Origin of the sequence: Spirosoma terrae, from assembly GCF_010435915.1 — a bacterium.
Taxonomy (GTDB): domain Bacteria; phylum Bacteroidota; class Bacteroidia; order Cytophagales; family Spirosomataceae; genus Spirosoma; species Spirosoma terrae.
In genome coordinates this window covers 346,099-365,996 of record NZ_JAAFZH010000006.1, presented here as the reverse complement: position 1 = coordinate 365,996, position 19,898 = coordinate 346,099, and the positions used below count along the sequence as shown (strand labels likewise).

Genomic DNA, 19,898 nt, shown 5'->3' with positions numbered 1-19,898 from the left:
GAGGGCGTTGTCAGACCGACAACGCCTTTTCTCGTTTTGGTAGCTTTTATATTGATAATGAGCAGTAGTTTTTGTTTTTTCTTAACTTAGCTTACTGAGTTGTCAACCCTGCATATAAATGGCTATCTTCAAACTACAAATTAATGGGCGCGGCTATCAGGCCGATGTTGACCCTGATACTCCTCTTTTATGGGTGCTACGTGATTCTCTCGGACTGCTTGGGACTAAGTACGGTTGTGGTATTGCTCAATGCGGTGCTTGTACTGTTCATCTCGACGGAGAAGCAACTCGATCTTGTGTACTGCCAGTTTCTTCTATTGGTAAGGCTAAAGTAATTACGATTGAAGGATTATCGGCAAACGGAGAACATCCCGTACAAAAAGCATGGGATGAGATTGATGTGCCGCAATGCGGCTATTGCCAGGCGGGTCAGATCATGACTGCTGCTGCTTTGCTCAAAAAGAATCCGAAGCCTACGGCTGCTCAGATTGATGATACTATGACCGGTAATTTATGTCGTTGTGGTACGTATCATCGTATTCGCGATGCTGTTAAACGTGCTGCCGACTATAACAATCCTGCAAAACCTGTAAAAACCAAATAACCATGACTCTATCAAAGTCAAGCCGCAGAAATTTCCTGAAAATAGCAACGGCTGCCGGAGGTGGGTTGCTATTAGGTTTTAACTGGTCCGAATCTGATGCTGCATCAGTTATCGTTAACCCGAATTCCGTTGCTGCAACGGGTTCTGAATTCAATAGCTATTTATCGATTAGTCCTGAGGGAGTTATTACTATTTTCTCTCCTAATCCCGAAGTTGGTCAGGGTATAAAAACCGCCTTCCCGATCATTGTTGCTGAAGAATTAGACGCTGATTGGAAAAAAGTGGTCGTTGAGCAAGCCCCATTAGATACCAAGAAATTTGAACGTCAGGTTGCCGGAGGAAGTGGTTCGATTCCGCACTCATGGCAACGTTTACGTAAAGCTGGCGCAACTGCACGCTATATGCTGTTGGAAGCTGGCGCGAAACGTTGGAGCGTTTCCGCATCTGAGTGTTCGACAGAGAAGGGATTTGTGATACACAAAGGAAGTAATCGTCGCTTAAGCTACGGTGAACTGGCGTCTGAAGCTGCAAAAGTGACTGCGCCAACTGATGTTAAGCTGAAAGAAATCAAGGATTTTAAACTAATTGGCTCAACGGTTAAGAATGTTGATAATCCTAAAATTATAACCGGCAAATCGCTTTTTGGCCTTGACGTTTACCGCGAGGGGATGTTGTTTGCCATGATTCAGCGACCAGCTTTTGGCTACAAACTTAAATCGGTTGATGCAAAGGCCGCTAAAGCAATATCAGGAATCGTTGATGTTGTAACGTTTGATAACAACGTAGCGGTGGTTGGCAAATCGACGTGGCAGGTTAAAAAGGCAAAAGACGCGCTGAAGATCGATTGGGAAAAAGCCGATGTTTTAGAAAGTACAGCCGATCACAATCGTCTTTTTAAGGAGATGCTCGATAGCTCAGATGCCACCGTGCGCCGGAAAGATGGTGATGTCGACAGTGCGTTTAAGAATGCAGCAAAGGTTGTCAAAGCAGAATACCAGTGCCCGTTTCTCCCCCACAATCCATTAGAGCCTATGAACTTTTTTGCGCATGTTCGTGAAGACGGTGCAGAATTGATAGGCCCCACGCAAACCCCTGAATTGGCACGTAACGAAACGGCGAAACTGCTTGGTATTACACCCGATAAAGTGAGTGTTGAACTGACCCGTATGGGTGGTGGATTTGGTCGCAGATTAAAAGCCGACTACGTAATCGAAGCTGTACAGGTATCTAAGCTCATGAAAGCGCCTGTCAAAGTAGTCTGGTCCCGAGAAGACGATATGACAGGGGGAAGTTATCGGCCAGCTGTTCGCTATCGGTTTGAAGCAGCGCTGGATAGCCAGGGAAATATGATTGGCTATAAGCTTCGGGGAGCGAGTATCAATGCTGGAAACGCAACGCGGGAAGATAATTTCCCCTCGGGAGCTGTTGATAATTTGTTGATTGATAGCGTAGACCATAAATCCCCAATCACAACGGGGCCATGGCGAGCTCCGATTACGAACTTCCTGGCTTTTGCCGAACAGGCTTTCCTGGATGAAGTGGCGCAGGCTGCCGATAAAGACCCTGTTCAGTTTCGTCTAGAATTACTCGAAAAGGCGAAGCAAAAGCCGGTCGGTGCTATTAAATACGACATCGACCGTATGAAAGGTGTAATTGAATTAGCTGCTGAAAAATCGGGTTGGGGCAAGAAAAAAGGTCCTGACGGAAAGCCTGTTGCGCAGGGATTCAGCGTATATTTCTCGCACCGATCCTACGTAGCGCAGGTAGGAGAGGTAGTAATGCAGAAAGGAAAACCGGTTCTGCAGAAAGTGTACTCAGCTGCCGACTGTGGTGTTGTTATTAATCAGAGTGGCTCAGAACAACAGGTTCGTGGGTGTATCGTTGACGGAATCGGTCATGCCATGTATGGAAACATTACGTTCAAAAATGGTATGCCTGAGCAGAAGAATTTTAACGATTACCGGCTTATCAGACTCAACGAAATCCCGGAAGTAGAGGTGCATTTTGTGAAGAACGAAATTGAGCCAACTGGCTTGGGTGAACCGTCTTTACCACCAGCCGGTGCCGCCGTGGCTAACGCAATCTTTAAGGCTACCGGCAAGCGGCTTCGTAGTCAGCCTTTTGCGTTGCAGGAGGAATTTAAAGGAGTATCTTAATCGTACTATATTAAAAAAAGGGCCTAACCGAATAAGTTAGGCCCTTTTTTATGCGTATGGCTACTGCATAGCTACGATGCGGCTACTTTGCTGGGTGGGTTGTGTCGACAAGTTGAACTCTTTGCGAATACTACCTTCAGTTGATTTTACCTCCAATTCATAGGTGCCGTCTGCCAAATCGTTTACGTTCAGCTTTACAGCGTAGGAAGATTCCATTTTGCTGATAGACTGATGGAATAAAATATTCTTGTTGACATCACGTAGCAAAACGGTGACGGGAATCTCAGCCTTTTTACTTACTGCAACGCGGACCTGTTTGTTGACTGTCACAAAGGCGCTGGCATCAAATGAAAGGTTTTTAGGGCCTGATGGGTTCATAAGAGTGGCTGCACTCAAAAGAACGGAACCTGCTAGTTTAGTGATTACTGGTAGTAACATAGTAGTATTTGTGTTTAGTGTTGTTTTGTTCGTCTGATGACCAATAGCCAAAGTGTGTGCCAGTTTGGTAATAAATTGATAGTCAGCTCAATAGTTTGTGCGCGCGCTTCCGATTTTGTCCATTAGTGGACATCGTTCGTTCGTCTGTGGACAAAAGTACAGAGTGCGATACGTGAGGGAAAAGAAGATAGGACGAAGCGTACTTTTTGACGGCTAAACCGAATACTATTTTGTCTGGGCAGTACACTAAGCTAAATCAGACGTAGCAAACAGCTCCGTCATCATCCGGGAAAACTCGCTCTGAAAAGGAGCTGTTATGGTGACTAATTCCGACGTAACAGGGTCGCGGAATTGAAGCTGATGGGCATGTAAAAGCATCGTATTCATGTCGAATCGATTCAGAAATAATTTATTCTGCTTGTTACAGCCGTGCGGGCGATCGCCAATAATCGGGTGCATAATATGAGCCATGTGCTTACGTAGTTGGTGCATTCGTCCAGTAGTTGGTGTTAACTCGACTAGCGAATAACGAGACGTAGCGTGTTTACCAAAAGCCAAGGGAATTTCGGTACGTTGAACAGTGCGTAGACGGGTAACGGCGTCCTGATAAACGTCGGGATTATCGTCGCGACGTAGTGGATAATCAATAACCTGTTCATCAGGTGTGTAACCCCGTACAATGGCCAGATACGTCTTCTCAATCGCTCCTTCGGCGAAGCGTTGCTGCATGACTGAATTCATGGTTTCGCTCAGAGCAAATAGTAGCACCCCGCCCGTTTTGCGATCTAATCGGTGAACAGGATAAACGCGCTGCCCTAGCTGATCACGTAATAGCTGAACGGCAAATTCGCTGGCATCGCTGGCTATGGGCGAACGATGCACCAGCAGGCCGTGGGGCTTATTGATGGCTACTAAATCAGCGGACTGGTACAGTATCGACAGGGGCTCGCTGGAAGCGACTGTCTGGTTCGAAATAGGCATAAGCAACAAATTTACAACCCGAAAACATATTGTTGTGGACTAGCCTGTACTAGTCTGCTTCTGAGAAATACTATCTTTGCGGCTCAAACGTCATTTTCATGTCAGCTTCAACAAATTCATTGCGAGTACTTGTCGTTGGATGCGGCAATATGGGCTCATCGCACGCTATTGCTTACCAATCGTTGGACGGATTCGAGATATGCGGAATTGTGTCGACCGGAAACAGCAAGGCTGTTCTGAACGAGCGGTTAGGTGGGGGGTATGCCTTATTTGACGATTATACGACTGCTCTGGCGGAAACCAAACCCGATGCGGTCTGTATCTCTACCTATCCCGATACGCACGAAGCGTTTGCGATTCAGGCTTTTGAGAAGGGCTGCCACGTGTTTATTGAGAAACCTGTTGCTGATACGGTTGACGGCGCTAAACGAGTCGTAGCCGCTGCGGAGAAGGCCGGGAAAAAACTGGTTGTCGGGTATATTTTACGCCATCATCCATCCTGGGAGAAATTCGTTGAGGTCGCTCGGGAAATGGGAAAACCGCTCGTGATGCGCATGAATCTTAACCAGCAGAGTCATGGAACGATGTGGACCGTTCATCGGAATCTGATGAAAAGCCTAAGCCCAATCGTTGACTGTGGTGTACATTACATCGACGTAATGTGTCAGATGACCCGCTCGAAACCCGTACAAGTCAACGCAATCGGTGCTCGCCTGACCAACGATATTCCGGCCGATAACTATAACTACGGCCAGTTACAGATTCGGTTTGAGGATGGGTCTGTGGGTTGGTACGAAGCTGGTTGGGGACCTATGATGAGCGAAACGGCTTTTTTCGTAAAAGATGTAATTGGCCCAAACGGTTGCGTATCAATTGTAGCGAAGAATGCTGGTGCGGCTGGTAAGTCAGACAATGTTGATTCACACACCAAAACCGAATCGCTACGTGTACACCGGGCCAATCTGGATGCGAATGATCAGTTCGTAGAAGCCGATACCTGGATCGATATGCAGGATGAGCCTGATCATCAGGAGTTGTGTAATCGCGAACAACGCTACTTCCTGCGGGCTATTCAGGAGAATATCGACCTTACCGACCATATGCAGGATGCTGTCAATAGCTTGCAGATCGCTTTTGCCTGCGATGAGTCGGTACGTACAGGGCAACCTGTTCTTTTATAGTTCATCCCGTTGATTTTTCAGGGCTGTGGTTTCACAGCCCTTTTTGCGTTGTAGCAAACCTGAAAACCCGAATTCACTACGTATCTATGGATATCTTTCCCGCTCAGTACTCAACCTTATCATCAATGGCACTTGGCCGTTATATCGAAGAAAAGTACGGCTTTGCCGGAATCACCTGTAAGTTATTACTTCATGGTGTGAGCGATACGTATCGTATAGAAGGAGAGAACGTTAAATATATCCTGAAAGTGTATCGAAGTTCGCACCGAACTCTGGAGGAAATAAGAGGAGAAATTGAACTGCTCAATATTCTGCATGAGCGGGGGGCGAAAGTGGCGTATCCCCTGCGAGACCTGCATGGTGAGCAGATACAGCCATTTAATGCCATTGAAGGTATGCGTTATGGGGTTGTGTTTATGTTTGCGCCAGGGAACAATGTTTACGATTTCTCGGATGAGCAATTGATGATAATAGGTCGTGAAATGGCCTTTAACCATACCATTACGTCCCAGATTGAGTTAGGCTACGAACGGAAACCGTATACTGCAGAAACAACCCTCTGGCGACCGCTGGAAGTCGTTAAGCCGTGGTTTGCGGAGGAATCAGCAGATTATGCTTACTTATTGGAACTGGCCAATCAGGTCGATCAAAAGATGGCAACGTTCGATAATGCTAGCTTAAGTTCGGGCTATTGTCATTACGATTACCTACCCAAAAATTTCCATTTTGATGGGAATCTATTCACTCTCTTCGATTTCGATTTTGCCGGGAAAGGGTACCTGGCCAACGATCTAGCTTCGTTCCTGGTCCATTTTTTCATTCACACCATTACCGGGAAAATCACGAAAGAAGAGGCAGACCGGCAGTTTTCGGTATTTATAAAAGGATACAGAGACGTACGTACGTTGTCCGATGAAGAAATCGAAGCAGTGCCGTTCCTGGGAATTATGTTCTGGCTATTTTACCTGGGCTTCCAGGTCGAGAATTTCGATGACTGGTCGAATAGTTTCGTTGGGCCACGCTATTTGAAAGAACGTGTGGCTATCATCAAGCGTTTTTCGGAGATGTATTGTCGTTTTTAATGGATATCATAATGCGGTTTTTACTAGTTACCACCATTCTTGCAGGGCTCACGTTTGGTAAAGTCAGCTATGGGCAGAAAGCGAAAGAACTTCGTCGTTTCCAACCTCAGGAAGTAAAGCAGGGCGTCGCTGTCGATGAATCATACTTCTATGTCATCAATAACCACTCGCTAACCAAGCATACAAAGTCGGATGGAAAACAGGTGGCTGCCTGGAATGATACGACGGGGTTGCTCAAGCATATGAATAGCGGGGTTGTGCTGGGGAAAAAGCTTTACTGCACACACTCTAACTATCCCGACGTACCGATGGCCAGTTCTATCGAGATTTTTGATACAGGAACACTTAAACACATTGGAAGTCATAGCTTTGGGTTGTTTCCCGGTTCGGCAACGTGGGCCGATTTTTATCAGGGACATTGGTGGGTTTGTTTCGCTAATTACTCCGATAAGGCATCGGCCGAAGGGCGAGATAATCGTTGGACAACGCTGGTGAAATTTACAGAAAGCTGGCAGCAGGTAGAAGCCTGGTCGTTTCCGGCCAATGTTCTTCAGGCCTTTTCGCCAAAGAGTTCGTCAGGTGGCACATGGGGCAACGATGGACTCATTTATTGCACTGGTCATGACAAACCGGAACTATACGTACTGAAATTACCGGAGCGGGGGCATACGCTACACTACGTAAAAACAATCCCAACGATTAGCGAAGGGCAGGCTTTTGCCATTGACCGCAGTGTAAAAAGCAAGTTGATATTGTATGGCATCACCCGTAACGATAACTACGTAGTGGTGTCGGAAATTGACTGAGCCAGCCACCAATGTTGATCAAAGGGCGGTTCCTTCCGTCTGATATTGTACCTTTGCCGATATGAAGGTAATGGCTTTCTTATTTATCGATTAGGAAGCCGTTTGAAGAGGGAATCCAGGTGTAAATCCTGAACAGTCTCCGCTGCTGTAACTCCATCTGTTGAAGTCACCAACTCGTATGCCACTGTTCTATAAGGACGGGAAGGTTGTTGGCGACTGGAGAAGTCAGAAGACCTGCCTTGATAGAATCGATCAACAGCTTTCGGAGGAAAAGCTCGTCAATCCATGAAAAAACAAAAAAGCTCATCAGGTCAGAGAGCACGTAGCGTAATGCGCTGTCTGGCAGTACTGCTTCTCTACAGCAGTAGTATTCCGCTCTCAAGTGCGCAAAAGGCAACCCCGAAATCTCCGGGAATAGCTAGTGATCAGGTAGCGATTCGGTACGCCAGAGGATTTAACATTCGCTACGCTGGCAAGTACAAGTACGTATCGATCATCAATCCTTTCGAGAAAAAAGTTGATACCATCCGCTATGTGCTGGTGCAGCGCGGTACGCCACCACCTAAAGGGTACTCGCCCAGTCAGGTTATTGAAGTGCCGCTACGTAGCATGGTGCTCATGTCGTCCATGCACGTCGGGTTAGCGGCTTTTTTAGGGGCCGAAGATCAAATTGTTGGCCTGGCGAATCTGACATACGTATCGTCGCCCAACGTGATTGCCCGAATTAAAGCTGGAAAAGTGAAGGAGATCGGGCGGGACCAGACGATCAACGAAGAGCAACTCGTGACAATGCATCCCGATTTGGTGATGACTATGGGAAGCCCTAATGCCCGCATGGATCGGTACAGTATTCTGAAGGGAGCGGGTATTCCGGTGCTTATCAATTCCGAATGGGTTGAGAATACACCACTGGGGCGGGCCGAATGGGTAAAATTGATGGCTGCTTTACTCAACAAGGAAAAGCTCGTCAATCAGAAATTTGGCTATGTCGAACAGGAGTACAAACGATTGACGTCCCTGGCTAAACAGGTTAAACACAAGCCGTTAATTATCAGTGGTATCAACATGAAAGATGCGTGGTACGTACCGGATGGCAATAGCTTCATGACCCGTTTTTTTCTCGATGCGGGTGGCAGTTATCCCTGGACGAGCCGGAAAGCCACGGGGAGTTTGCCCTTGAATTTCGAAACCGTTTACCCCTACGCGCTAAAAGCTGACTATTGGCTGAATGTGAGTATTATGGCTTCTGATTCAAAACAGAGCATTTTGGCGAAGGATGCACGCTACGCTGATTTTAAGGCCTTCAAAACGGGCCAAATGTACGATTATAACAAACGAACCAACAGCCAGGGATCGAACGACTATTGGGAGTCGGGCGTGGTAAACCCTCATCTTGTGCTGGCCGACATGATCAAAATTCTACATCCCGACCTCCTGCCCAAACACAAATTGGTCTATTACAGGCAACTTAACTAATGGGTAAACCCCCGTCACAATTTCTGGAAATCCCCGATAAAAACGCAGTATATGGCTGGCGTGGTCTGATTATTCCAGTGCTAGCCGTGTTGGTCATCGTTTGTTTCCTGCTTGATATTGCGTTCGGCTCTGTGTCTATTCCGTTGAAAGAGGTGGCCCGTATTGTCGCGGGGCAAGGATCGGAAAACGTAGCGTGGTTGTATATCGTGCAGAAAATACGGTTGCCCAAAGCCATAACGGCCGTTATTGTCGGGTGTGGCTTATCAGTTAGTGGTTTGCAAATGCAGGCTTTGTTCCGCAACCCACTGGCGGGACCCTCTGAACTGGGCATTACGGCCGGAGCAGGGTTAGGCGTAGCCGTGGTGATGCTGGGAGGTGGAGGTAGTGCCAGTCTTTACGCTATTCGTCAGCTGGGTATTGCGGATAGTTGGCTACTAGTGTTTATGGCCTCCCTGGGTTCGGCTCTGGTGCTACTGCTGGTTTTATCGATTGGCGGACGATTACGGGACAATATCGTTCTGCTGATTGTCGGTGTAATGATTGGAACCATTACGTTAGCCATTGTCAGTATCTGGCAGTATTTCAGCCAGCCCGAAGAGCTTCAGGAGTATCTAATGTGGACGTTTGGCTCGCTGGGTGGGGTAGTACAAACGCATCTATACGTACTGGCTATTGTTGTGGCATTAGGGCTTATCGTGGCATTTTCGTCGTCAAAAGCCCTGAACGTACTATTGCTGGGTGAAAACTATGCTCGTAGCATGGGGCTGAACGTAGCGCGTAGCCGACTTCTGATTTTAATCAGTACCAGTCTGCTGACAGGCAGCATTACGGCCTTTTGCGGGCCCATTGGTTTTGTCGGAATTGCCGTACCCCATCTGACCCGCTCGCTACTCGATACGTCTGATCATCGATTGCTTATTCCGGCTACGTGTCTGGTGGGAGCCATATTGCTGCTGGTTTGTGATGGAATCGCTCAGTTGCCTGGTACCCAGGCTGTCCTGCCAATTAGTGTTGTTACGTCTCTGCTGGGGGCACCAGTCGTTATCTGGATTATTGTCCGTCGAAACAATCTACGTACTGCTTTCTGATGAATACGTCCGCTCCGCTCTTATCTACACAGGCGTTGGCTATTGGCTACACCGGGCGTAATCAGCGGAAACGATCTGTCGCGGAGTCGTTGGCCCTGGATTTGTGGCCGGGTCAACTAGTTTGCCTGTTAGGGCCAAACGGGGCGGGCAAATCGACCTTAATGCGAACGCTGGCCGGTCTGCAACCTCCGCTCAGTGGTCAGATCCTGCTCAACGGTCAACCCCTGGCTAACTTCAATCCAACGGAACTCGCCCAGCGATTGAGCCTGGTGCTGGCTGAGCGAGTAGAAGCGGGAAACCTGTCCGTCCATGAACTCATTGCGTTAGGCCGAACCCCGCATACGGGTTGGTTGGGTAAGTTGACTGAAAGCGATCTTGCACAAGTGCAAAAGGCAATAACGGCGACTGGAACGCAGAAATTTGCTTACCGACGTATCCATCAGTTGAGCGACGGAGAGCGTCAGAAAGTGATGCTGGCCAGGGCGTTGGCTCAGGACACCAATCTGATTTTGCTGGACGAGCCGACCGCCCACCTGGATTTACCCAATCGAGTCGAAATGATGCGATTGTTGCATCAGCTGACTCGTCAGACCCAGAAAGCCATTCTCTTATCGACCCATGAGCTAGACCTGGCACTGCAAATGGCTGATAAACTCTGGCTGCTTGATGCTCAGGGGAATATGGCCGTAGGAGCGCCCGAAGATTTGGTGTTAAGTGGTATGTTTGAAGCCACCTTTGCCAAAGCAGGTTTCTATTTTGATCGGACCACGGGGGCATTCATGATGCATCCCGACGAACAGGGGCCGGCAATAAGCCTGCTTGGCGACGAGCGGCTACTTTTCTGGACTCGTCGGGCGCTTCAACGGGAAGGTTTTCGAATAAGTCAGGAGAATTCCGTTGCTACCGTTGATGCTACGTATCAGAATGGGAATGCTGTATGGCGATGCGAACAAACCGATCGTGCTAGCTTATTCGTTAGCATTGAAAATCTTCTGCATGCGTTGAAATCGCTAACTGATGAGAGGTAACTGATGATGAACAATTGCTCTATTAAATGCGCCAGGTGGAATTTCTCTGCGTTTAGGAGCAATAGGGAGGTTGTGATATTTTTTTGCTATATATAGTATAACTAAAATAGTATTTGCTATTTTTGCACGTAGCATTTCCTGCTGAACATAAACAACAACTACTGGAAGCGCCTTGGCCAAGGACTAATTTCTATCTAATGAAAACTGTCTGTTTTTCAGTTTATTGAAGAAAAATGGGCGGCTTATGGAAATAGAAAAGCTTCCTGAATGAACGTAGCGCCTTACCGTTTGGCTAACGTAACAATGTCTTTAACCTCCAGGATTGGTTTTTCGTAACCTATACGAACGGATTTAATCATAGCAACTCCCAACTCCCGAAGTGCAGAAAAACCTGCCGGATAGATAGCGCGGCCGATGGGGTAAAGCCAGGCAATGTATTTGTAATATTTTAGCGTGTTTTTCAGCCCTTCGGTGGGGAGCATAAAACCGGGCCGAAACATATACGCATTGTTGAATAGTTTTAGTAAGGCGTTTTCGGTTGCTCCTTTTACGCGAGCCCAGGCACTACGTCCTTTTTCGGTGCTGTCGGTGCCTGCGCCTGATACGTAACAGAACGTTAGATCAGGATTATGACTGGCTACAACCTGCGCAAAATATAGGGTAAGGTCATAAGTTAGTCGCCGGTATTCTTCGTTATCCATCCCAACCGACGACACGCCGAGGCAGAAAAAACAGGCATTATAGCCAGCTAACTGATTTTCGATAGGCGTTAGGTTAAGAAAATCGCTATGAACAATTTCGCGGAGTTTGGCATGCGATATGCCACTTGGTTTTCGGTTTATCAGTAAAACTTGTTCAACAGTTGGGTCGAGCAAACACTCGTGCAGGACTCCTTCACCTACCATGCCGGTTGCGCCGGTAATTATTGCTCGGATTTTCATTAGTTAGCAGATTGAGAAGAATTGGTTAGGAGCATTGGTCATACAATAACTCACATCGTATTGGCTGGTTAAATTTATTGGCTGAGCAGTCAGTATCCAAACCAACAGATGCGACTTTATTAATCAATGCATCCTGCAACCAACGTTTAACCAACTAAACCCATGCAAACCAGACGTGTATATCTCTTTATTAGCTTGCTGCTGGTGTCATGCTCTGTCGTATTCGGGCAGGAACTGATCAGTAATCGTGGGCGCGATATTGTCTTCCTGTCCGTGAACGTAATTCCGATGGATCAGGAACGTGTTCTTGACAGTCAGACCGTTGTGGTGCGTGATGGTAAAATAACTCACATGGGGAAAGCCGGGCAGGTCAAGTATAGTAAAGACGCTTTGGTTATTAATGCTACGGGAAAGTATCTGACGCCGGGTTGGGCCGAAATCCACGCGCATGTGCCTCCGATTGATGATATCGATCCAATGAAAGAGGTTCTGACCCTATATCTGGCAAATGGTATTACAACCATTCGAGGCATGCTGGGACATCCCAGGCACCTTGAGCTACGTAGTAAAATCAACAGTGGTGAAATTCTCGGCCCGCATTTCTATGCTACAGGGCCGTCGTTTAACGGCCAAACAGTGAAGACGCCCGAACGAGGGGCCGAGATGGTGCGCGAACAGAAAGCGGCAGGCTATGACTTTTTGAAGTTGCACCCTGGCCTGACAAAAGAAACGTTTCCTGCCATCGCAAAAACGGCTAAAGAAGTGGGAATTCCGTTTGTGGGCCACGTATCATTTAACGTAGGTGTCTGGCGAGCTATTGACGCTCAGTGTTCGTCCATCGATCATCTGGATGGTTTTATAGAAGCAATTGTACCCCGGTCAGATACGTTGGCAGAGCCGGAAACGGGTTTGTTTGGCGCCTGGATTGCCTACCGGGCCAATGAAGCGCAGATTCCTAAACTGGTAAGCGGACTTCGTGAGAAACGTATTCGCGTGGTCCCAACGCAGGCGTTGGCCGAACGATGGCTGTCGCCACAGCCCTGGAGTGCTTTTGCTAGTGCGCCAGAGTTCATTTATATGAAGCCACAGGAAATTCAAGGCTGGAAGCGCGCCAAGGATAGCTACAACACAAACTCTAGTTTTACGAAAGAGCGTGCCGAAAAGCTAATCCAGATTCGTCGTAAACTGATTTATGAATGCCAGAAAAATGGCGTAGATCTGTTACTTGGCTCTGACGCTCCGCAAGTGCTGAATGTACCTGGCTTTTCCATTCATCACGAAATGAAATACATGGTCGATGCTGGCTTGACCCCGTATGAAACGCTACGTACGGGAACTGTCAACGTAGCGTCCTACCTGAATAAACCTAACTCGGGTACTGTGAAAGTAGGTAATGTATCCGATCTGGTTTTGCTGAATGGCAATCCATTGAAAGATATAAACCAGACACGTGCTATTGAGGGCGTAATGATTGGGGCGAACTGGTTGTCGAAAGCCTACATTCAGAAAGAGTTAAAGAAGCTGGAAAAAAACTAAACAGCACGGCCTCGTTTGTTACCCGATGTTAATTCCTGATCCCGTCATTCAGATAAGCTACCTTTCCTAAATTTCCAATAACTTTGTTTTATGAGGATGGCTCCAATGCTGTATTAACTTCTCCTTACTGTCTATCTGACAGCCTGCCTTTTTTAGGCCTACTTTTCTATTGCCTTTACTGAAGCTTATTTACCAGGCCAAATGCCCGTTGTTAGCGCATTACGTTCCTGGGATACTATGGCTATGCCGCTTCTAGGATAGGTGTATTTAGTTCTCATTACCAGTTATATAGTTATGAACGACGTATTGAATAAAGATCAAATAGATCAGTTTATTAAGGAGGGGTATATTCGGATTGATAACGCGTTCTCTCCACAATTGGCACAGGAAGCACGCAGCATTCTCTGGTATGACACGGGCCTCGATCCAACCGACTCCGCTACCTGGACGAAGCCAGTTATTCGGTTAGGTATGTACTCACAGGAGCCGTTTGTTCAGGCTGCCAATACGCCAATTCTCCATCGGGCATTCGATCAGTTGGTTGGAGTGGGCAGATGGGTTCCGCCGATGAGTATCGGTACGTTCCCCGTTCGGTTTCCGTCGGACGAAGATCCTGGTGATTCGGGCTGGCATGTCGATGCTAGTTTTCCGGGAGCAGACCCTGCCAACTATTTTGAGTGGCGGATCAACGTTTATTCAAAAGGAAGAGCCTTACTGATGCTGTTTCTTTTCTCGGACGTAAGCGAACGAGACGCGCCTACCCGACTTCGCGCCGGCTCTCATCTCGACGTAGCAAGGTTACTTGAACGAACAGGCGAACAGGGGCTTTCCTTTATGGAGTTGGCTACACAGCTGAACGGGCTACCTGAACGTAACGAAGTTGCCGCAGTCGGAAAGGCGGGTACTGTTTATTTGTGCCATCCGTTTCTGGTGCATGCTGCACAGCCTCATCATGGTACGGAACCGCGCTTTTTAGCACAGCCCCCGCTATTACTCAGAAGAGGGTTGGTGATTGACGAGGGGGCCGCAGACTTGACACCTGTGGAAGAATCGATTCGCTTAGCGCTGGGAAACTAATGTAATCGATACGTAGTGCCGGGTATTATATCCGGCACTACGTGTATGGCGAAATATCGGGTGAATGTAAAAAACAAGGGCAACAACAACTGTCAAATTCGTCACTTGAAGCTGTTTTGCTGAAATGGGTTGTTGGGCGGATGATTCACGGTCCGTTTAAGGAGGAATGTTTGATACACTTACTTGCTGGCTCCCTTATAGATCACCCCGTCTTTCATGACAAAATAGACCTTATGATAAAGCACGTTTGCAAAGTCCTTCTCCAGATCGCCATCAAACGCTACAATGTCCGCCAAAGCTCCTTCTTTAAGGACACCAAACATAGCCTGTTTTCCAACCGCTAAAGCGGCATTATAGGTGCCAATCTGAAGAACATCGCTAACTGGTAGTCCTGCTTCCGCATAAGAAACAAGCGTGTTCTTGGCTTCTAATCCGATCGCTCTTGGCGTATACAGGTAAAGATCGGAACCGTATACGATACGTACCCCTGCCCGAACGGCTCTAAGCAGGCGGTCTTTTGAGGTTGCAACAAATTGCTTGATGTCCTGGTCAGACATATTACTTTTCGCCAGGTCGACAATACCTTTATAGCCATCGTAAGTACCATCTGTTGGAACCAGATATGTCCCTTTTTTAGCCATTAATTGTAATGTACTATCCGATACGCCATATCCATGCTCAACGCCATCAACACCTGCTTCGACGGCATCCCGAATAATTTCGTCGTAGGTAGCGTGGGCAGTTACTTTCAACCCGTTTTGATGGGCAACCTCAACAATGGCTCGCATCTGCTCGGGCGATAGCACCAATCCGTTATCGTTGGTGGCGCAAATCTTAATGATGTCTACTCCATTGATCTGGTGCTCTTTTACCGCGCTACGGGCTTCATCCACGCTTCTAACAATGGTATACTCCTTGGCAGGCAGTGACTTATGCAGGTAAGCCAGTTTCCCGAATTGTCCATTAGGTGGGCTGATGATAGGGCCTGACACCAACATACGTGGACCCCAAACCCAGTTTTTATCGATTGCTTTTTTTAAGGTAATATCTAAGTATTGACCAGAATTACCGAGGTCCTTAACAGTAGTTATACCGGCCTCTAAAAAGGATTTGGCGATACTACTCCCTCTAAGTAGCCGATCTCCATCAGAGTGCTCAATGAGATCGCTTTCAAAAGGAGTACCACTTTTCTGCATAAATAACAGGTGAGTATGCGAATCCACCAGTCCAGGTATAACAGTTGAATTGGATAGATCGATAAATTGACTCTTTGCCCGGTAGTTATCAGCCGACGGACCTACATATATAATTTTGTTTCCTTCAACAACGATGAATTGATTCGAAAGGAATTGCTTCTTTTCGGAGTCGAAAAATTTGCCCGACTTGATGACGGAGCGGGTTGGCGGTTGCCCCCAGGCAATGGTTATACTAATCGAAAGAAGAGATAGTAATAAGGATTTTATCATGAATTAGTGGGGTTATTTCATCCTGATTCGGTTGGCTAAGGTACAAAACCGGCTACTTATTGTTCATTATGCCTTTTCTGTCTTTAAAAAAAACTCCAATCGGTATGTGGTTTTGTGGATACTTTATCATTTAGCTAGTCTATCACAAAATTAAAGGCAGTCAGTACGTTTGCCCACATGCCTTTTCGCAGGGAGCCTAGATTAGAAAGGCAATCGGCAATGAATCAGTACGTTAAAGAACTCACTGATTCGTTATATTTAGGGGGGCTTAGTTGCTGGCTCAATCCTCCCCATTAATTATGCTATCGATTTATCGTACTATATCCGGGCTGCTGCTCACAGTAATGTTAGCAGTAGGCACTAATCGCTTACTGGCACAAACCTCTTCAGAGTACTTAAACCAGAGCCCGCCCGAATCGATCCCTCGCGTATTTGCCCCCAATCTGGTTTCGCAAATCGATTTTTATGAATATGGGTCAATCTTTTCCAAAGACGGCAGGGAGTTTTTTTACGCTGTTATTAGTAACAAAAAGCCTCAAATTCGTTGTATTCGCTTCGAGAACAATACCTGGACAAACCCTAAAACCATTCTCGCCAGCGATCAGTATGAATACAATGACCCGTTTTTGTCTCCAGATGAAAAACGGTTGTACTTTATTTCGGACCGGTCCCTGGACGGAAAGGGAGCGAAGAAGGATTTTGATATCTGGTATATTGAACGAACAAAAGATGGCTGGTCGGAGGTACCGATCAATGCGGGCCCAGGTATTAATACAGCTAAGAACGAGTACTATATGTCTTTTACGAAAGAAGGGACTATGTATTTTTCCTCTAATGGTGGCACCAGCGCATCGTCTGATAAGAATTATGACATCCGGTTTTCGCCCTTTGTCAAGGGTACATTCCAGGCTTCTCAGAAACTAACCGAAGCTGTAAACTCAACACATTATGAGGCCGATGTTTTTGTCTCACCCCATGAGGACTATCTTATTTTCTGCGCTGAGCGGCCGGGGGGATTTGGTACCGGGGATTTATATATCAGTTTCAAAAGTAAAACGGGGGAGTGGCAACAAGCCAGGAATATGGGTTCTGTGATCAATACGACTGGCTATGAGTTTTGTCCATTTGTAACAGCAGACGGGAAATACTTTTTCTTTTCACGGGATGGCGATATTTATTGGGTAGCCTCATCGGTCATCGATGCATTGAGGTAAAGTGGTCAACCATATATCAGTTTGAGAAGCCTATGTTGATAAATGCCTCTCGTATATCACTAATTTTTAAGGTAGCTTGGCCTTGAACGTGCCATTTGTAAAAGTGAGAATGTCGGCAGTATCTGACGTAACTTGTCTGCTCTTATCTCTGACCAAACGAACATCGAACGTCCCTTCTAGTTCGCCTGCTTGTGGATCATATCGACTAATCTTGATCGTTGCAGGCTGCGTTACGTCTAGCTGGTATTGATCCCGGACTACATCGCCCCCAATCAGTGTGGTAAAGCTTACGCCGACCTGATTGGTGTTGGCTCGGCAGGGTTGAGGGGTTGACAACGTGTATACGCCTACAGCCAGGGGAATTCGAATAAAAGTAAGTGATTGGTCACCGCAGTACCCAACACAATTAGTAGCAGCTTGTAAGCGGGCTTTCGGATAGGGAAGCTTATTTTGGATAGTTAAGTTTATCGCATCAACCCCACAGGAATCAGACGGGTTTTTCCAGGTAGCAGAAAAACCACCCCAAGTCTGTTTATTTAAAGTTGCTTTTGCGTCTTCATTATGATCGGGGTCAGGTGTCGATTTTGAACAGCCCAGTAATCCCACAAACAAGATTAAAAGTCCCTTGATGATTTTCATCGCTATATGTTTCCAGGATAGACCATGATTGAGGGATAAGCGTTGGAATCGTAGTTAGGATTAGTCAACGTGTGACGTTTTATGCTAAAAAAATGTCTCGTTAACAAGCTCTTAACAAATGCCCAGTCTAGAAGCAGTAGGTTTACTGAACCCTTTTAGACCTAAGAAATAATCGTGATCCAATACGTTTCTCTGTATACTTTGTTGTTCGTGTTTGTCCAGTACTATCCCAGTGAAGGACAAACCAAAGATATAATCACCTCCCAAGGGCCAAGCTCATCAGTACGCACCATCCAACAGGATCGGGCAGGCAATATGTGGCTGGCTTCTAATGAAGGTATTTTTCGCTACGATGGTCAATCATTCACTAACCTCACTGCTAACGTAACGTCAGACCGCTTTTTCTCGGTGATTGAGGATCGAAACGGACATTTTTGGTTTGGTACGTATGGCTCGGGAGTTTATTACTATGATGGTAAGTCCTTTCAGCACGTTACGTCCCAGCAGGGGCTGGCTAATAATCAGGTTTCTACGATTTACGAAGATAAAACCGGCGCAGTTTGGTTCGGATCGAATGGAGCTGTAAGTCGTTATGATGGAAAATCGTTTCACCATTTTACAACCGAAGGTGGCCATCCTACAAATGATGTCAATACTATTCTGGAAGATAGACAGGGAAATATATGGTTCGGCACCCGAGGCTACACCTATGTTTATGATGGCAATACCTTTGCCGTTTTCACCTATAAGGATAACTCTTTTGGGGATATCTGGTCGATTATCGAAGATCGAGACGGTACTATCTGGCTTGGTGGAAGTATCGGTCTTTGGCGCTATGATGGCCGAACCTCTACCCAGGTTATTCAGAAGCCTGTTGTTCGAGTCTACAAAGACAAAAAAGGAAATTTTTGGATTAGCTCAGCCAGCACTAATGGTATGTTTACCCTGTCCCGTTATGCCGAAAAGTCGTTATCTGGCAAAAATCCAATGGGCACTGAAATTGCCCAGTCACTAAACCTGTTCGGGATTATTGAAGCAAGGGATGGAAGTGTTTGGTTTGGCACCAATGATGGAGTGTATCGCTACGATGGAACTACGCTTACCAATGTCAAACGGTAAAAACTATCGAGCTATACTGTGTTCATTGCGCTCATTAAATACCCGGCTGCATTTTTTGAATCATTACGCAATTTTTACGGGAGTGAGCGTAGTGATGATTTAGGCTGAAAAAAATAGATTCTTATATTGTTTAGGGGTAATCCCTTTAACATTCTTGAAGTGCCTGTAAAAATTAGACGTATTTTCAAATCCGCTGTCGAGGGCGATATGCGCTATCGTATAGTCTGTCTTTATCAGTAAGCGGCAGGCATGGCTAAGTCGTACTTCGGTAAGAAAATCAAAGTATGATTTATTGTTAGTCATTTTAAAGAAGCGGCAAAACGACGTAACACTCAGGTTTGTCAGTTGCGCTACGTCTTCAATCAGAATTTTATTCCTGAAATTTTGCAAGGTGAATGAAAGCACCTTTTCCATTCTACTTCCATCTAGTTGATTGAATTTTGTGTATTCAACACTGTTCGACAGGACTTCATACTCCCGGCTCTCCAGTAAAATAACGTAAATTCTGAGCAAGTAAACGACCTTATTCAAGCCCGTCTCCCGTAGCATTCGCCACATGAGTCGTTTAATTTTCTCTTTCGAACTTCCTTTAATGATCAGCCCCGTTTTGGCTTGTTCAAAGAGCTTCGAGATTCCCTGCGTTTCATAGACGTTAAGAAATTCCTTGCCCAGACATTCAGGATGAAAGTGAAGGACTAAGGCCTCCACGTTATAATCGGAAGAGCTTGGCATGTTACACTTCCAGGTATGGGGCACATTTGAACCCATGAGAATCATATCGTCTTGCTGGAAATTGCCAATACTGTCTCCTACAAAACGGATGCCTTCGCCTTTGACAAGATAATGAAGCTCAATCTCAGGATGATAGTGCCAGATAGAGCCGAACTGAGGCACTATATCGTGACGAATGCTGAACGCATTATCGACTTGTTTCGGAACAATGTGAAGTTTAGCTACCATTTTATCTATGGCTACAGGGTTATGTACGAAATTAGAGAATATCTATAAAATTTTCGATTAATGTGATAATATGTTGCACAAATTGGAAAATTTAAGGAAACCTTTC

Annotated in this window: 18 protein-coding genes and 1 riboswitch; of the genes, 12 read left to right on the top strand and 6 right to left on the bottom strand. The window is 46.4% G+C overall.

All coding sequences use genetic code 11. The annotated features are described in order from the left end of the window. The first annotated feature begins 118 nt into the window (after nucleotides 1-118). Nucleotides 119-604, top strand: coding sequence for a (2Fe-2S)-binding protein (locus tag GK108_RS16275; protein WP_163950574.1), 486 nt, complete (start codon nucleotides 119-121; stop codon nucleotides 602-604). A 2-nt stretch (nucleotides 605-606) separates the two neighbouring features. Further along, complete coding sequence (locus GK108_RS16270; protein WP_163950572.1) at nucleotides 607-2,760, top strand: xanthine dehydrogenase family protein molybdopterin-binding subunit; 2,154 nt, start codon at nucleotides 607-609, stop codon at nucleotides 2,758-2,760. A gap of 60 nt (nucleotides 2,761-2,820) precedes the next feature. Here the strand turns inward: GK108_RS16270 and GK108_RS16265 are convergent, their stop codons facing one another. Beyond that, nucleotides 2,821-3,198: a hypothetical protein gene (locus GK108_RS16265; protein ID WP_212592814.1), complete on the bottom strand. Its 378-nt coding sequence runs from the start codon at nucleotides 3,196-3,198 to the stop codon at nucleotides 2,821-2,823. A 246-nt stretch (nucleotides 3,199-3,444) separates the two neighbouring features. Beyond that, entirely contained in the window at nucleotides 3,445-4,179 is a 735-nt protein-coding gene (locus GK108_RS16260) for a pseudouridine synthase (RefSeq protein WP_163950569.1), read from the bottom strand. Between the two features lie 98 nt (nucleotides 4,180-4,277). Here GK108_RS16260 and GK108_RS16255 point away from each other — a divergent pair, with 98 nt between their 5' ends. The 6 genes from GK108_RS16255 (at nucleotide 4,278) to GK108_RS16230 (ending at nucleotide 10,840) form a co-directional block, all read left to right on the top strand. Next, on the top strand, nucleotides 4,278-5,360 hold the full coding sequence (locus tag GK108_RS16255) for a Gfo/Idh/MocA family oxidoreductase (protein ID WP_163950567.1): 1,083 nt from the start codon (nucleotides 4,278-4,280) through the stop codon (nucleotides 5,358-5,360). Nucleotides 5,361-5,446: 86 nt separating this feature from the next. Then, on the top strand, nucleotides 5,447-6,442 hold the full coding sequence (locus GK108_RS16250; RefSeq protein WP_163950564.1) for a phosphotransferase enzyme family protein: 996 nt from the start codon (nucleotides 5,447-5,449) through the stop codon (nucleotides 6,440-6,442). Between the two features lie 11 nt (nucleotides 6,443-6,453). After that, nucleotides 6,454-7,248, top strand: a complete 795-nt coding sequence (locus tag GK108_RS16245) for a hypothetical protein (RefSeq protein WP_163950561.1) — start codon at nucleotides 6,454-6,456, stop codon at nucleotides 7,246-7,248. Nucleotides 7,249-7,296: 48 nt separating this feature from the next. Next, a riboswitch (cobalamin riboswitch) is annotated at nucleotides 7,297-7,504 on the top strand. 29 nt (nucleotides 7,505-7,533) lie between these two features. After that, nucleotides 7,534-8,724: an ABC transporter substrate-binding protein gene (locus GK108_RS16240; RefSeq protein WP_246224926.1), complete on the top strand. Its 1,191-nt coding sequence runs from the start codon at nucleotides 7,534-7,536 to the stop codon at nucleotides 8,722-8,724. Next, nucleotides 8,724-9,812: an iron ABC transporter permease gene (locus tag GK108_RS16235; RefSeq protein WP_163950558.1), complete on the top strand. Its 1,089-nt coding sequence runs from the start codon at nucleotides 8,724-8,726 to the stop codon at nucleotides 9,810-9,812. The genes GK108_RS16240 and GK108_RS16235 overlap by 1 nt, the downstream gene beginning before the upstream one ends. Then, entirely contained in the window at nucleotides 9,812-10,840 is a 1,029-nt protein-coding gene (locus GK108_RS16230) for an ABC transporter ATP-binding protein (RefSeq protein WP_163950553.1), read from the top strand. The genes GK108_RS16235 and GK108_RS16230 overlap by 1 nt, the downstream gene beginning before the upstream one ends. A 281-nt stretch (nucleotides 10,841-11,121) precedes the next feature. On the opposite strand, the gene GK108_RS16225 is transcribed toward GK108_RS16230, so the two are convergent. Next, nucleotides 11,122-11,781 carry an NAD-dependent epimerase/dehydratase family protein gene (locus GK108_RS16225; protein WP_163950550.1) on the bottom strand — a complete coding sequence of 220 codons (660 nt, stop codon included), beginning with the start codon at nucleotides 11,779-11,781 and terminating at the stop codon, nucleotides 11,122-11,124. Nucleotides 11,782-11,943: 162 nt separating this feature from the next. Here GK108_RS16225 and GK108_RS16220 point away from each other — a divergent pair, with 162 nt between their 5' ends. Both GK108_RS16220 and GK108_RS16215 read left to right on the top strand, forming a co-directional pair. Beyond that, nucleotides 11,944-13,317 carry an amidohydrolase family protein gene (locus GK108_RS16220; RefSeq protein ID WP_163950546.1) on the top strand — a complete coding sequence of 458 codons (1,374 nt, stop codon included), beginning with the start codon at nucleotides 11,944-11,946 and terminating at the stop codon, nucleotides 13,315-13,317. A gap of 294 nt (nucleotides 13,318-13,611) precedes the next feature. After that, nucleotides 13,612-14,394, top strand: coding sequence for a phytanoyl-CoA dioxygenase family protein (locus GK108_RS16215; RefSeq protein ID WP_163950542.1), 783 nt, complete (start codon nucleotides 13,612-13,614; stop codon nucleotides 14,392-14,394). 179 nt (nucleotides 14,395-14,573) lie between these two features. On the opposite strand, the gene GK108_RS16210 is transcribed toward GK108_RS16215, so the two are convergent. Further along, entirely contained in the window at nucleotides 14,574-15,860 is a 1,287-nt protein-coding gene (locus GK108_RS16210) for an amidohydrolase family protein (RefSeq protein WP_163950539.1), read from the bottom strand. A 299-nt stretch (nucleotides 15,861-16,159) separates the two neighbouring features. On the opposite strand from GK108_RS16210, the gene GK108_RS16205 reads away from it, so the two are divergent. After that, nucleotides 16,160-17,074, top strand: a complete 915-nt coding sequence (locus GK108_RS16205; protein WP_163950534.1) for a PD40 domain-containing protein — start codon at nucleotides 16,160-16,162, stop codon at nucleotides 17,072-17,074. A 66-nt stretch (nucleotides 17,075-17,140) separates the two neighbouring features. On the opposite strand, the gene GK108_RS16200 is transcribed toward GK108_RS16205, so the two are convergent. Further along, nucleotides 17,141-17,713 carry a hypothetical protein gene (locus tag GK108_RS16200; RefSeq protein WP_163950531.1) on the bottom strand — a complete coding sequence of 191 codons (573 nt, stop codon included), beginning with the start codon at nucleotides 17,711-17,713 and terminating at the stop codon, nucleotides 17,141-17,143. Nucleotides 17,714-17,887: 174 nt separating this feature from the next. Here GK108_RS16200 and GK108_RS16195 point away from each other — a divergent pair, with 174 nt between their 5' ends. Then, the gene (locus tag GK108_RS16195; protein ID WP_163950528.1) at nucleotides 17,888-18,832 is read left to right on the top strand and encodes a ligand-binding sensor domain-containing protein; all 945 of its coding nucleotides are present in this window, start codon (nucleotides 17,888-17,890) and stop codon (nucleotides 18,830-18,832) included. 99 nt (nucleotides 18,833-18,931) lie between these two features. On the opposite strand, the gene GK108_RS16190 is transcribed toward GK108_RS16195, so the two are convergent. Further along, nucleotides 18,932-19,792 carry an AraC family transcriptional regulator gene (locus GK108_RS16190; protein WP_163950525.1) on the bottom strand — a complete coding sequence of 287 codons (861 nt, stop codon included), beginning with the start codon at nucleotides 19,790-19,792 and terminating at the stop codon, nucleotides 18,932-18,934. Nucleotides 19,793-19,898 lie beyond the last annotated feature (106 nt).